Source organism: Bradyrhizobium sp. UFLA05-89, from assembly GCF_059803475.1.
Genome location: NZ_JBANBA010000036.1, coordinates 1 through 12,761, shown reverse-complemented (window position 1 = coordinate 12,761; position 12,761 = coordinate 1). Strand labels below are relative to the sequence as shown.

Genomic DNA, 12,761 nt, shown 5'->3' with positions numbered 1-12,761 from the left:
TCAGTCTCCTGCTGATGAAAGGCTGTAGTCGCCGGCGGCCCCAAGGCCCGAGACGGTGGTGAGTTCGGCGAGGCGGCGATCGACGCCGCGACCCGCAAGAACGGCGACCAGGTTGATGGTCTCGGCGATCAGGGCGCGCGGCACCGTGATGACGGCTTCCTGGATGAGTTGTTCGAGCCGCCGCAGTGCGCCGAGCGTTGTGCCCGCATGAATGGTCCCGATGCCGCCGGGGTGACCGGTGCCCCAGGCCTTGAGCAAGTCCAACGCTTCCGCACCGCGGACCTCGCCAACAGGGATGCGATCAGGTCGCAGCCGCAGCGAGGACCGAACGAGGTCCGACAGCGTGGCCACGCCGTCCTTGGTCCGTAGCGCGACAAGATTGGGCGCCTTGCACTGAAGTTCGCGGGTATCTTCGATCAGCACGACCCGATCGGAGGTCTTTGCCACCTCGGCCAAAAGCGCATTCGTCAAGGTGGTCTTGCCGGTCGATGTCCCACCGGCGACAAGGATGTTCTTCCGTGCAGCAACCGCGTTCTTCAGGATCTTGGCCTGCGCCGAGGTCATGATCTCCTTGGCGACGTAGTCATCGAGCGTAAACACAGCGACCGCGGGCTTGCGGATGGCGAACGCCGGTGCAGCGACGACCGGAGGCAAGAGACCCTCGAAGCGCTCCCCGGTGCCAGGCAATTCGGCCGAGACCCGTGGCGAGCCGGCGTGCACCTCCGCGCCAACGTGATGCGCCACCAGACGCACAATGCGCTCGCCATCCGCCGCCGACAGAGTTTCACCCGTGTCGATCAGGCCATTTGACAACCGGTCGATCCACAACCGCCCATCTGGGTTGAGCATCACCTCGATGATTGTTTCATCTTCGAGGTAACCGGCAATCGCCGCGCCGAGCGCACTACGCAGCATCCGCGCCCCGCGCGAATTCGCCTCCGCTTGAATGGAATGGATTGTCACCGCGGTCCCCACCGAATGAGAACGTCCAAAGGCGTCCTCAGATGGGATGATTAGAAAAGGCACCAAACGATCAAAGGCAACGAGTGCTTTCGGCGATCGTAGATCAGCGTAGAAAAGGAAAGCCTGCTAACTGCTATTTGATGCCAACTCAACCGTATTGGCTCGTTGCAGCCGCAGTTCACCACTCCGCATCGTCATCGGTTTGCTCGCAGAAGATGCCTGCTTCGACCGAGCCGAAAGCACCGACCGGCATGATGGAAGGAACAGAAGCCATTCGCGAAGTGAGGGATTGGAGCCAGGGTAGCGCGAACCAGGCCAACGCCGCGATCTGAAGCGCGACGTTGAGACCGAACGCGACTTGATAGGCCACAATCGATCTATGACCATCCTCTGTGGACCACTGCTCCAGGACCACACCTGTCGCGTATTGGGCCAAAAATGCCCAACCGAAGTGCAGAACGTTCAAGGCTCCGTTGGCGCGCCCGGCAAGTTCTGGCGGATAATAATCAGCGATGACCGCGAAGCTGACCACGGTTGCCGTTCCAACAATTGCTACAACGGACCACGGCAAGATGGACGGCAAAGGCACGCGCAGGATCAACGCAAGTTGGGCTCCGATGAACAGGAGCGCAACTATCGCTAATATCGTCTCCGCCCCGAGTCCTCTTCGTCTGAAGCAATGGACAGTCGTACCGAATAACCAAGCGCCGCAGCTAAGTACGATCGACATAATGAATAGCTGTCCGACAAGACCCGCTCGATCAAGGCTCTCTACATCCATCAGCCAGGGCGATGCCCACAATCCCTGCAGGGACCAGGCCGATCCAACGCAAGTCGCGGACAACGGGGCAATACGCCAGAAGCGCCTGTCGCCGACAACGGAGCCAAGGGTGGTGGGGCCTGACGCTGTCGATGGGACAATCACCCGTTCAGGAACCACGACATAGATGAGGATGGCCGTGGCACCGGTCGCCGCCGCCAGGATTTCAAAGAGTTGCCGCCAGTCCATCCAGGTAAGTAGATGTTCGACGGGAGCCGTGGCGGTCACCGCCCCTAGTGAGCCCAGCATGATCATGTAGCCGTTCAGCAAGGCTACTCGTTCCCGGGGAAACCATAGAACGATGGACTTCAGTCCGGCCATCAACGCCGCCGCCACGCCAAGCCCGATCATTGCACGTGCGATCAAAAGCGACAGGAAGCCGGTCGATACCGCGAACAATCCGGCGCCCGCCGCGGCGAGCACCAGCAGGGCACTTTGGACGCGACGCGGACCAAAGCGGTCCAGCAAAATGCCGACTGGGATCTGTGCCGCCGCGAAAACGAGGAAATAGACTGACGTAAGCAGCCCGAGGTCGGCGGTCTCAAGCCCGATATCAGAACTGAGACGACCGGCGATCAAAGCGTTGATCGTTCGAAATAGATACGAGAGATAGTATCCAGCGGCAAAAGGAAAAAAAACGCGCGCAATTCGACGCCATGCTGTTGAAATTTGCATGCTGGCCCTTTTGCTCGCTCCGCTCGTTCGGGCCGATAGCGCGTCCAGCTTTCTGTCAGTTCGGCTAAATTGCTGCGGTCGCAGGTTGGCGTAAGAAAAGAAGGGTCCGGCGCGATAGCCTGTCCTGGGACTCAGTCAGCTTCGCCGACCGGTTCCTGACGGCGGATATCTTCTGGAATTTCGCGCAGAAAGCTCTGCCCCTTTTGCAATCGGCGCCCGAGCGCCTCGACGAACCCTTCGAAGCGCTCCCTGCCCTTTATCTGCGCGGCCGCCTGCGCGTCGTTGGGCAACGGCGGCGTGATCGTCAGCCAGAAGCGAATGAAGAGGGCCAAGGTCTCGGCCGTCAAACCAACGTCACGTTCCAGCCTCTGCATCTGTCGCGACAGCCGATCGAGGCGCCGGGTGAACGCTGCCTCCTGCCTGTCCGCTCCATCCGGTGACAGAAACGAAGCAACAGCCGCTTCGACGATCGCAGACCGGGAAAGCTTCTTGCGATCGGCCAGATCCGATATCTGCTTCAGAAGCTCCGGCGGGAAATACACGTTCATCCGGTCGCGCATATGTCTCAGAGCTCCATCCCGTCATCCGGGTCCATTGCGACCTGACGCGCGATGCCGCGCATCTGCTGGCGGAGAAGCCGAGTCTGGCGGACGGCATCCTCCTCGTCGTCGTCAAGAACGGCGGCAAATTCTTCTGCCGGCGTCGGTTCGGTCGTCTCCTTGGCGATCGCGACATGATCGGGAAGTTCGGGCTCGCGACGGAGGCCGCTATTCGCCGTGTCTTCCTCTCCTTGCCTGCTATCGGTCGGAAGGGACGCCGGCCTCAGCGTTGCAAGTGTCGACCATCCATCCGTTCGCGATGATCGACCGGCGGTCGAGGGATCGGGCGGCGGCAGGACCCGTTCCGTGAATCGCCGATCCTCGTAATAGCGCACTTTTTTCGCCCGGATCGGCGGCGTGCCCGCCACCATCACGACCTCGTCCATCGGCGGAAGCTGCATGACCTCGCCAGGGGTCAAAAGCGGCCTCGCCGTCTCCTGGCGCGACACCATGAGATGCCCCAGCCAGGGGTTCAACCTGTGCCCCGCATAGTTCTTCATCGCCCTCATCTCGGTCGCCGTACCCAACGCGTCGGACACACGCTTGGCGGTCCGCTCGTCGTTGGTCGCGAAGCTGACGCGGACGTGGCAATTGTCGAGGATCGCATTGTTGGGCCCATAGGCCTTCTCGATCTGATTGAGCGATTGCGCGATCAAGAAACTCTTGATGCCGTATCCCGCCATGAAGGCGAGCGCGGACTCGAAGAAATCAAGCCGCCCCAGCGCCGGGAACTCGTCGAGCATCATCAGGATGCGATGCCGGCGGTCGCGGGCGTGCAAGTCCTCGGTCAGGCGACGACCGATCTGATTCAGCACCAGGCGGATCAGTGGTTTGGTCCGAGAGATATCAGAGGGCGGCACCACGAGGTAAAGCGTCGTCGGGTTGGCATCGGCGATCAAATCCGCGATCCGCCAGTCGCAGCGGCGGGTCACCTGGGCCACGACGGGATCGCGGTAGAGCCCCAGGAACGACATCGCCGTGGATAGGACGCCGGAACGTTCGTTGTCGGATTTGTTGAGGAGCTCGCGCGCGGTCGAGGCGACCACGGGATGAGCGCCCTGCTCGCCAAGGTGCGGCGTGGTCATCATCGCCTTCAATGTAGATTCAATCGGCTGTTTCGGGTCGGACAGAAAGGCAGCCACGCCGGCCAAAGTCTTGTCCGCCTCGGCATAGAGGACGTGGAGGATGGCGCCGACCAGGAGCGAATGACTGGTCTTCTCCCAATGGTTCCGCTTGTCGAGCGAGCCTTCGGGGTCGACCAGGACGTCGGCGACGTTCTGGACGTCGCGAACCTCCCATTCCCCGCGTCGGACTTCGAGGAGCGGATTGTAGGCTGAGGACTTTGGGTTGGTCGGGTCGAACAACAGGACGCGGCCATGCTGCGCGCGGAAGCCGGCGGTCAGTTGCCAGTTCTCACCCTTGATGTCGTGCACGATCCCGGAGCCGGGCCAAGCCAGCAACGAGGGAACGACGAGACCGACACCTTTGCCGGACCGGGTAGGCGCAAAGCACAACACATGCTCCGGTCCGTCATGCCGGAGGTAGACGCGGTCGAGCTTGCCCAGCACCACACCATCCGGACCGACAAGCCCGGCCGCTCGAACCTCTTTCCCGTCAGCCCAGCGGGCCGACCCATAGGTGGCGACCTTCTTGGCTTCACGCGCGCGCCAGACCGACATGCCTATCGCCGCCGCGATCGAAACAAAGGTGCCCGACGTCACGATGAAAGCACCCTCGACAAAGACCCGTGGCGCATAGGCGTCGTAGACGAACCACCACCAGAAGAAGACTGGGGGGTAATAGACCTTGAAGCCCGACAGTTCGAACCAGGGCCGCCCGAGCTCGGGTTGGTAGGCCAGCCGCCAAGCGGTCCACTCAGTTGCTCCCCAGATGGCGAGCAAAACGATCAGGCCGACAACGATCGCCGGCCCCCAAAGGATTCTGGTTCCGGACATCCCAAGCGCCCTTCCGAGACTGAGTTGGCGAGATAGCTAGAGGCCCAGATCGCGCTTCCGACCAAAGCCCCATTCGATGCCGCCGCCGTCCTTCACGACGCCGGTGACGTGTTGGCCGATTTTCTTTTCGAGCTCGCGCGACCAGGGCACGAGCCGAAACCCAAGCCCGTTATCGATCATGGCAAAGCGTCCCGAGGCGAGCGTCAGCCGCTGGCGATACGTGCCGGCCACGTGTTCCCCGGAGGTTGCGGTCATCTGAGGCAGTCCGGTACTGGCCGAGACTTTTGCTGCCACCTCATCCAGTTCGCGTTGGCGCAACGTGTGGAGGAGGTCGCGCTGCAGGATGACACGCTGGCCCTGCCGCCGTGCCAAGCCCTCCTGAACCAGATGCTCGGTACGGGCTTCGATGGCATCGCGGGTCTCGCGGCCGAACCCGCCCATAGCAAGCGGCAAGGCGTCGCGTTCGACCAGCCGGTGGTCGAGCCAGGTCGCTCCTGTTGCGGTGACCTGCCCGTTGAGGTCGAGATCGGAGCGGATCGCGAGCACCAAGGTGGGGCGCGGATCGTCAGTTTGGCCGAAGCGCCGGACTTCGACGATGCCGCCGACCGGCGGCGCCTGTTCGAAGGCCTCGACCCCACAAAAGCGAACGTGGTGCGCGCGTCCGTCTGTTCCGTCGATCAGGGCGTAGGCCTCGCCCGTCAGTTCATCATGCAATCCCCGATCGACCAGTCGTCCGATGATCTGGGACGTCGGTTGTCCACTTTCGATGACGTAGTCGGCAACGCCGCGCGCTTCTCCACGCTCAGTAAAGGCGCGGTGCATGGTCTTGATGATGTCGCCACGCATGCCGAGGTCACGCAAGTTACTCTCCGCCTCGAGCCCGACCATCCATTCTCCGGGTCCGGCGGATGCAGCAAGCCCCATCCTCTCGAGGTGCTGAAGGCGACCGACCTTCAGACGCCGAATCTCGGGATCGGAACTGCCGGAATTTTCAGGGCGCAGATCGACATAGCCCGTTTCGTCGGCTGCCAGCCGGATCTCCCGATCGAGCCGTGTCCATCGCTCTGCCGTAACTTCCTTCTCCAGCGAATTGCGGATCTCGTGCTCCGACTTTGGACCCAGTTCGATGGCGACCAGTTCCTCGGCGCGCGAGCGCAGGCCCCGACTGATGTAGTCGCGGGAGATCACAAGATCGGCCCCTTCCTCATCGACTCCCCGAACAAGAATATGGACGTGAGGGTTGTCCGTGTTCCAGTGATCGACGGCCACCCAGTCGAGCCTCGTGCCGAGATCAGCCTCCATCTGCCTGGCCAGGTCACGGGTGAAGGCCTTCAGGTCAGTCAAGTCGCCGGCGTCCTCGGGCGAGACGATGAACCGGAAGTGGTGGCGGTCGTCCTTGCAGCGTTCCGCGAAAGCTGTGCCGTCTGCACCGTCGCTGCCGACATCGAACATCTCGGCTCTCTCGCCGCTCCGGCTGACGCCATCGCGCTTCAGGTATGAAAGATGGGCAGTCAGCGGTGCTGATCGAAAGGTTCGTCCCTTGTGTCGGACAACCCGCGCCTTCACCACGACACGGCGTGTGGGACTGAACAACCGGGCGCGACTAAAGGCGAGCCGGCCGCGGCCAAACGTCGAGCGCCCATAGGCCGCAGATCGTCTGCCAGCCGCAGCCCGACCCGAGGTGTGCCCGGCTTTCTTTGCGGCGCGTAGCACCTGGTTGATGAAGCTCTTGGGCTTCGGCGCGCGGGTGCCGCGAATGCGCCCGGGCCGAATACGCAGATCGCTATCGCCGACGGTCATGGCCGGCCCTCGAAATCCGCGACGGCGTCTCTAGTGCCGAAAACATCGTTGAATCTTCTGGCCAAAACCTTGGGCGCGGCACGCGCCCCGACCGACCGGCACGCCGGAACCCAAGCCATGTCAATGGCTTGCGGTTCGACCGGCGAGCCCCTTTTATCTCGCCGTCCTGCCGTCGTGGTCTCCCAGTCGCCGGATCCCGAAAGAGTCGCCGCAACCTGGCAGCTGACTCGCGAAGCCCCCACTGCTTCCGCGCGCTTGCGATAGCGATCGTTACCCGAAGGGCCGAGACACCCGAAGGGTGGCTCGGTGAGGAGCGAAGCGACGAGTAGAGCGCGGGCCGAAGGCATCGCCCATACGCCCTCAGCACGTGTCACCTGCTCGATGAAGCACGCCATGGCCTGCGAACCGGTACACTTGGTCATTGCGATACCCCCGAATCCGATCGAGGGACGAACATGCCAATTGGCCGGGGAACCATGGGCGAAACATCGGGCGTCGAGATTTCGGTCGTGACACCGCTCAATGGCATAAGCGCCAGCAACCGATCGCGCGTTTTCATGAGATCGGATCGCGTGACGAATAGCGAGGCAGCTGCTGCTGACTGTCCGCTGGACGCCCACCTCGGCGGCAATTCGATGGCAAGGAGATTTGCAAGCTTTGCGACGTATGCGCGCGTCTCGTCAGGCAAAGAGCCGCCTGCGAGATGCTCTTCATAGCGAGATGGTCCCGCGTTGTACGCGGCAAACACGCCAGGCGAGCCATACCGATCGAGCAGTTCGCGCAGATAGGCGGCGCCGGCCAGAATGTTGTCGTGGGGATCGTAGGGGTCGTTCCCAAGATTGTAGCGCTCGCGAAGTTCCGCCCAGGTTGCCGGCATGATCTGCATCAGGCCCATTGCGCCTTTAGGCGATCTGGCGTGCACGTCACCGGCACTCTCGATGCTTTGGACTGACCGGATCCAGTTCGGCGCAATCGCAAAGCGTTGTGAAGCTTCATTGATGAAGCCTTCAAACGATTTAACTGTCTGACTCATCGCCGGACGTCCGGCTGATGCGCTCTGGTCAAAAGCAGCACTGTCGGACGCGGCCAGAAGAAGCAGCGCGGGCAGGACAGCACACACATACGTGCCCAACTGCGCCAAGCACTCTTTTGCGCACGCGCCGGCCATGCAGACGTTGATCGGGACGGAGGAACGATCCCGCAGTCGATCGAACAAGGGAATGGCGAGGAGAACACGTCGAATACGCACGATCACTCCTCCCACGTCCACACCGGCATCGCACGGCCGATCACGCTGGATGCCGGAAGAAATCCAAAATACCGGCCATCAAGAGAATCGTCCGACTGCCAGTTCATCAGAAACAGTTCGCCATCGCCGACGACGCGGCAGCCCTGCCATTTCGGCAGCGGCTTGCCTCGTCCGTCGTGATCCTTCGCCTCGCCCACCGCGACGTCGTCGACCGAAATCGTGAGGCCGGTCCTGCAAACACTCTGCCCGGGAAGGGCGAGCACGCGCTTCAGCATGGGGACGCCTATGGGCAAATAGCCGTTAAGGTCGAGGAAGGTCGCGAGCGGCTCCGGTGGCTGCACGGCGACCAATTCAGTGACTTGGAATTGGTCCGCCGGTCGGAGGCGGTAGAGACCGATCGGCACGCTCGCGGATGCGTTCCAGATGTAAAACGGAAGCGGCTCCAGGACGATCGTCGCGATGAGCGCAGCAGCGACCCCAATCGTCACGACCAGCATCGTTAGGCGCCCCGTCATCGCATCACCTTTTGGCGATGAAGCCAGGCCTGATGGCGCGCTTTCGTATAGGGGCGCGGGCTTTCGTTGACGGACAGACGGTTGTGAACGTGATGCCAATGATCAGGAGCGACGTCAACCGGATCGATGCCGAGCGCCTCGACGGCGTCGATCATCTGCAGCACACGCTCGACCTTCGGCCAACCTGACAGCCGCAGTAAAATCTCCCCGCCGGGCTTCACATACGGCACGGTCGAGCAGCGCTGTCCCGGCGCGACCGCGCGCAAGATGTCGATGCGCGAAATGATCGTGCCAAAGTCGTTGGACGTCCAACGGACGAAAGCAAAGACGCTGCCTGGCGCGAATGACAGGACACGCCGGTGACGATCAAGCTTGCGTTCCTCGACGATACGACCGAACCGAACGCGATTTTCGATACGCTTCTCGAGCCACAACACTTCCACTTCCGTGAGATCGCTCATGCGGCGGCTCCCTGACGCTGGAGCTGGCTGCCGCGAGCTTGGGGCTCGGTGGAGAGTGTGTATGGCCTGCAAAGGCGGGCTGGACCGTCGGACCGCCGTTGCCGAGCGCTGGCAACGCGGCTTTCGGCCTGCTCCGTTAGAAGAAATCCGAAGGATTTCTGGTTAGTAAAGTTAGAGCAGTTGGAAAGCGCGGAGAAACAAGCCCTTAGGTCCGATTCCGGTCCCCGATAGCACGAGGATCTGGTCCCCGATAGCACGAGGGTTGCGGTCCCCGATAGCACGAGCTGATTCACAGGTTGTCCTCCGAATTTGGAATGAGACCGCGCCGGCGCAAGCGGGCCGTTAAGGGAGCAACAGGCGTTGGCGTGAAGTTCAGCCGGTCGATGCCGTTCGGGTCGCGCGTGAGCACGAGCTGGTAGCCGGGCAATGTCTGGCGCTGGACGATCTGCCGTACGTCGTAAGCAAAGTGCTTGAGCGGGGAGAGGATGCCGGACTTGGCATGGAGATGCACAAGGTCAAAGCTCCAGCCGCCATCCTGCCGACCGCCGTGCTTGCGCACGAGGCGGTAAAGCCAGCGCTCAAGCCCGCCTGTGAGCTCGAAATAGGCGCGGTCGATCGTCAGCACGAGCGCATCGTCGATTACGCCCGCGTAGAACCAATCCGGAAGGATCAGCTCGAGTCCGAACGGACGTCCGTTTGCATCGGATGTCTCCTTCCACTCGTTGATCCAGGAGAAGCGGTGTCGCCGTCGTTCTGTCGGCTGACGGATCGACGTCAGCACGGTCGTTGACTGAAGTCTGTCGAGACCAGCCTTCAGGCGGTCATAGTCGCGTGCGCTGGTGCCGCGGCCCACGAACGTTAGAATCTCGTATGGCGTTGCCGCCATCAGGCGTGAGGTCTTCAAGCCTGCGTCACGGGCTTCGACGATCTGGGACGCGGCCCAGATCAGAACGTCTGCATCCCAGATGGTTGCCATTCCGTGTTCCGGCACGGCTTCGACACGAATTGCGATCGCACCCGCGCGGAAATCGATCGGCACGATCCGCTTGGTCTTTGCGAGGGAGAAGAACGGATATGCCATCAGATCCTGCGCGTCGCGGGGCGCGAGATCTCCGGGCAGTGCCCGAAAGAGCTCAAGCTGCTCGCGCTCCGAATGGTGCTTGCGCCGCATGGTCATTGCTCTCACGCGGCAATCAGCGACGTTCCTGGCCCGCATACGGGCGCAGCGCGGGATGCTTCTTGGCCGGCAGCACGGTCCCCTTCCCGGGGTCGGAGGTCGACGTCTTGGCGCCTCGGTCGGCCCACGCTTTCAGGTCATCGACGGCGTAGACGACGCGACCACCGATCTTGCGGTACGTCGGCCCTGTGCCGTACGTCCGATGCTTTTCGAGTGTGCGGCCCGACAGGCCAAGATAGCGCGCGGCCTCCGGTGTACGCAGGAATCGCGGTGGTAGGCCGGCCATCGGATCGGGCATTTGAGGACTCCAGGAGGACATCGCACTACGCCTGGCTAGGTCGGCGTGCGTGCGGTCATCATGGAGAAGCGCGATATCGGAGGGGGATGCCGAATATGGAGGGGGCGATTTTCGGCACCCCTTGGGGACTGCGCTACTCGTCCTTGCGCCCGGGCCGCAGAAGCTTGCGGTAACCACCGCGCATCAACGCGAGGCCGCCCTGCACCAAGCGGACCGCTCGATTGCGCAGATCATGGGTCTTCCAGGAACGATCGGGGATGCGCTTTTTGCCGAACAGCGCTTCGGCGATAACGCGATAACTTCCGCCGGCGCTGCGAGCATCAAGCGCACGGATCGCGGCGCTCAGGCGTTCGCGTCGCTGTTTAGATAGTTGGTGAAAGGCAGGACCCGGCGCGCGTCCGTTGATCGCGCGCCACAGCCGGCGGGCGGCATACGCACGCGCACCGAAATCGCCATCAAACGGCAAGTCGGCTGCATATGACGCGCCGAGCAGCGGCGGCTCTTTGGACCAGACACGGTGATCTACCGCACCGATGCGCAGCACGGCGTGCCAGCCGTCGGCGGCGCGCCGCACCTGACCTGCTGCAAGGTCAAGCAGCGGTTGAGACGCTGAACTGCGATCGGCGGTCCGGGCAACCTTGACCGGAACGACCGCCGCTAAAACCTCGGGCGTCCAAAAGATCGTCTGCTCGTCGAAGGACCTCTGCGGGTCATGGGCGAAAGCAGATACCCCATTTCCTCCTGAATTCGTCAGTCACTTCGCCGTTCGGACTGTTGGCAATCATCACCTCGTACTCCCGCCGATAGTCGGCGTTGCGGCGGAGACATTCCCAGGCGATGTCGGTGACTTCCGCGTCTTGTAGGCTCTTGTAGGAATCCGGCGACCGCCAGTCGAATTCAGGCATTGCTTCCGCCCCATTTGCACGCAGCTAACAACGATTGCGGCGCAATAGGTATGAACGAAGCGGTTGTAGGAAGCCCCTAGTTTGGCACCACGTGGTGCATCGGAATGACCACCGATTAGCAAAAGAAAATAGTTCTGCCTGCGAGTCGCCAGCCGGTGATTTTCTTCTATTTGGAGCCAGTGCCACGTAATAGGCGGCCCTGCTCGGTCAACCATTTGGCCCGAGCAAGGTGACTCTGATATGCGCTCCGCGCACGGTCCGGCTCCCGCACCGGATCGATATGCAGCACGATTCGAGCGACTTCCATCCAGTCAGCCCCTTCGCTTTCGGCCTGCAGAAGGCGCATGTAGGTCACCACATGCCGCTCATCGTAGGCAGTGAGAATTTGATCTGCAGGCGCAGCATCGGCGACGTCTGGGTCGAGCGGCGGCTTCCTCATAAGACTCCACGCCTTAGATTAGACAATTTCTAACACGCGGGCCGGAAGGAGCAGAAGCGTTAAAACTGTCGCGTGAGCCGTCCGGAGGGTGTTTTGTCGAGAATACTCCGTGGTGAAATACTCTTCAAGGACATGCCCTCTCGCGTATGGATATACGCGAGATACTTGCAATCAATTTGCGGAAGCTCCGGCAGGCCCGTGGTTTGTCACAGGAGGAATTGGCTCATCGTGCTGAAATTGACCGCACTTATATCAGCGCACTCGAGCGAAGCGTTTATGCGGCGGGTATCGACGTTGTCGATCGGCTCGCGCGTAGCCTGGGTGTCGAGGCCGCCGACCTGCTCACTCGCCCTTCCACAAGCGCCAAGAAGAAGACTCGGGGGCAGGCCGAGTGATTGATGTCGAGCCGCTCGGTCCAGCGGCCGGTTCGCGCTCACTATGCCTGGAAGGATGAGAAGCCCCGCCCGGCGGATCGGACGGGGCTTGGTGGGGCGCTCTTACTCGCTGGTCTTGCGCGGCCGCGACCAGAGTAGGGTGTAGCCTTCACCGCCTTCGTCGTCGAACAGGTTCGCGTAGATCGGCGCGTTGAACGAGGGGTCGTCGAGCTTGAGTGAGAGGTAATCGCGGCCCTCCTCGGAACGCTTCGACCAGGCTGCGCCGATCTCCGCGCGACCCACATAGATGCGGTGGCTGGGAGCGTTTTCGTTGGACCGGTTGGTCTCGGCGACAATGCGGACGCCCTTGGCCTTCAGGCTCAGGGTCACGATCTCGCCCTGGAATTCGTTACCGACCTTCTTGAAAGAACCGATGTTAGCCATGTCACTTCTCGTGCGCCAGGAGTACTGGGTGGGATCCGGTACGCGCATTCAATGCCCCCGCAGGGTGGAAGACCCTGCCCTCAACGT

At 62.0% G+C, this 12,761-nt stretch carries 15 protein-coding genes; 1 reads left to right on the top strand and 14 read right to left on the bottom strand.

The window, feature by feature from the left end:
• The 13 genes from trbB to SO139_RS19970 all read right to left on the bottom strand — a co-directional run bounded on the left by trbB (position 1) and on the right by SO139_RS19970 (position 11,856).
• Positions 1–915, bottom strand: a complete 915-nt coding sequence (gene trbB, locus SO139_RS20030; RefSeq protein WP_498540489.1) for a P-type conjugative transfer ATPase TrbB — start codon at positions 913–915, stop codon at positions 1–3.
• Positions 916–1,141: 226 nt separating this feature from the next.
• A complete protein-coding gene (locus tag SO139_RS20025) occupies positions 1,142–2,458 on the bottom strand; it encodes an MFS transporter (RefSeq protein WP_498540431.1) in 1,317 nt (438 codons plus the stop codon).
• A 131-nt stretch (positions 2,459–2,589) separates the two neighbouring features.
• The gene (locus SO139_RS20020; protein ID WP_498540430.1) at positions 2,590–3,018 is read right to left on the bottom strand and encodes a CopG family transcriptional regulator; all 429 of its coding nucleotides are present in this window, start codon (positions 3,016–3,018) and stop codon (positions 2,590–2,592) included.
• 5 nt (positions 3,019–3,023) lie between these two features.
• The gene (locus SO139_RS20015) at positions 3,024–5,012 is read right to left on the bottom strand and encodes a conjugal transfer protein TraG (protein ID WP_498540429.1); all 1,989 of its coding nucleotides are present in this window, start codon (positions 5,010–5,012) and stop codon (positions 3,024–3,026) included.
• A gap of 36 nt (positions 5,013–5,048) precedes the next feature.
• The gene (locus SO139_RS20010) at positions 5,049–6,812 is read right to left on the bottom strand and encodes a relaxase/mobilization nuclease domain-containing protein (protein ID WP_498540428.1); all 1,764 of its coding nucleotides are present in this window, start codon (positions 6,810–6,812) and stop codon (positions 5,049–5,051) included.
• Positions 6,813–7,230: 418 nt separating this feature from the next.
• Positions 7,231–8,067, bottom strand: a complete 837-nt coding sequence (locus tag SO139_RS20005; protein WP_498540427.1) for a lytic transglycosylase domain-containing protein — start codon at positions 8,065–8,067, stop codon at positions 7,231–7,233.
• Positions 8,064–8,576 carry a S26 family signal peptidase gene (locus SO139_RS20000; protein WP_498540426.1) on the bottom strand — a complete coding sequence of 171 codons (513 nt, stop codon included), beginning with the start codon at positions 8,574–8,576 and terminating at the stop codon, positions 8,064–8,066. Before SO139_RS20000 ends, SO139_RS20005 begins: the two co-directional genes overlap by 4 nt.
• A complete protein-coding gene (locus SO139_RS19995; RefSeq protein WP_498540425.1) occupies positions 8,573–9,037 on the bottom strand; it encodes a DUF2840 domain-containing protein in 465 nt (154 codons plus the stop codon). The genes SO139_RS20000 and SO139_RS19995 overlap by 4 nt, the downstream gene beginning before the upstream one ends.
• A gap of 289 nt (positions 9,038–9,326) precedes the next feature.
• Positions 9,327–10,208, bottom strand: coding sequence for a replication initiator protein A (locus SO139_RS19990; RefSeq protein ID WP_498540424.1), 882 nt, complete (start codon positions 10,206–10,208; stop codon positions 9,327–9,329).
• Between the two features lie 22 nt (positions 10,209–10,230).
• Complete coding sequence (locus tag SO139_RS19985) at positions 10,231–10,512, bottom strand: helix-turn-helix transcriptional regulator (RefSeq protein ID WP_008561544.1); 282 nt, start codon at positions 10,510–10,512, stop codon at positions 10,231–10,233.
• Positions 10,513–10,645: 133 nt separating this feature from the next.
• Positions 10,646–11,086, bottom strand: coding sequence for a DUF2285 domain-containing protein (locus SO139_RS19980; protein ID WP_498540423.1), 441 nt, complete (start codon positions 11,084–11,086; stop codon positions 10,646–10,648).
• A gap of 136 nt (positions 11,087–11,222) precedes the next feature.
• Positions 11,223–11,417, bottom strand: a complete 195-nt coding sequence (locus SO139_RS19975; protein WP_092297058.1) for a transcriptional regulator domain-containing protein — start codon at positions 11,415–11,417, stop codon at positions 11,223–11,225.
• Between the two features lie 166 nt (positions 11,418–11,583).
• A complete protein-coding gene (locus SO139_RS19970) occupies positions 11,584–11,856 on the bottom strand; it encodes a DUF2285 domain-containing protein (protein ID WP_498540422.1) in 273 nt (90 codons plus the stop codon).
• A gap of 146 nt (positions 11,857–12,002) precedes the next feature.
• Here SO139_RS19970 and SO139_RS19965 point away from each other — a divergent pair, with 146 nt between their 5' ends.
• Positions 12,003–12,251 (top strand): helix-turn-helix domain-containing protein, encoded by a 249-nt coding sequence (locus tag SO139_RS19965; RefSeq protein ID WP_498540421.1) that lies wholly within the window; start codon positions 12,003–12,005, stop codon positions 12,249–12,251.
• Positions 12,252–12,353: 102 nt separating this feature from the next.
• Here SO139_RS19965 and SO139_RS19960 read toward each other — a convergent pair whose 3' ends face one another.
• A complete protein-coding gene (locus tag SO139_RS19960) occupies positions 12,354–12,674 on the bottom strand; it encodes a DUF736 domain-containing protein (RefSeq protein ID WP_498540420.1) in 321 nt (106 codons plus the stop codon).
• Positions 12,675–12,761: the final 87 nt, after the last annotated feature.

Bases quoted from the DNA above. Each gene is read 5' to 3' on its own strand.
- trbB (WP_498540489.1), bottom strand. From the start codon at position 915: ATGCTGCGTAGTGCGCTCGGCGCGGCGATTGCCGGTTACCTCGAAGAT.
- SO139_RS20025 (WP_498540431.1), bottom strand. From the start codon at position 2,458: ATGCAAATTTCAACAGCATGGCGTCGAATTGCGCGCGTTTTTTTTCCT.
- SO139_RS20020 (WP_498540430.1), bottom strand. From the start codon at position 3,018: ATGCGCGACCGGATGAACGTGTATTTCCCGCCGGAGCTTCTGAAGCAG.
- SO139_RS20015 (WP_498540429.1), bottom strand. From the start codon at position 5,012: ATGTCCGGAACCAGAATCCTTTGGGGGCCGGCGATCGTTGTCGGCCTG.
- SO139_RS20010 (WP_498540428.1), bottom strand. From the start codon at position 6,812: ATGACCGTCGGCGATAGCGATCTGCGTATTCGGCCCGGGCGCATTCGC.
- SO139_RS20000 (WP_498540426.1), bottom strand. From the start codon at position 8,576: ATGACGGGGCGCCTAACGATGCTGGTCGTGACGATTGGGGTCGCTGCT.
- SO139_RS19995 (WP_498540425.1), bottom strand. From the start codon at position 9,037: ATGAGCGATCTCACGGAAGTGGAAGTGTTGTGGCTCGAGAAGCGTATC.
- SO139_RS19990 (WP_498540424.1), bottom strand. From the start codon at position 10,208: ATGCGGCGCAAGCACCATTCGGAGCGCGAGCAGCTTGAGCTCTTTCGG.
- SO139_RS19985 (WP_008561544.1), bottom strand. From the start codon at position 10,512: ATGCCCGATCCGATGGCCGGCCTACCACCGCGATTCCTGCGTACACCG.
- SO139_RS19975 (WP_092297058.1), bottom strand. From the start codon at position 11,417: ATGCCTGAATTCGACTGGCGGTCGCCGGATTCCTACAAGAGCCTACAA.
- SO139_RS19970 (WP_498540422.1), bottom strand. From the start codon at position 11,856: ATGAGGAAGCCGCCGCTCGACCCAGACGTCGCCGATGCTGCGCCTGCA.
- SO139_RS19965 (WP_498540421.1), top strand. From the start codon at position 12,003: ATGGATATACGCGAGATACTTGCAATCAATTTGCGGAAGCTCCGGCAG.
- SO139_RS19960 (WP_498540420.1), bottom strand. From the start codon at position 12,674: ATGGCTAACATCGGTTCTTTCAAGAAGGTCGGTAACGAATTCCAGGGC.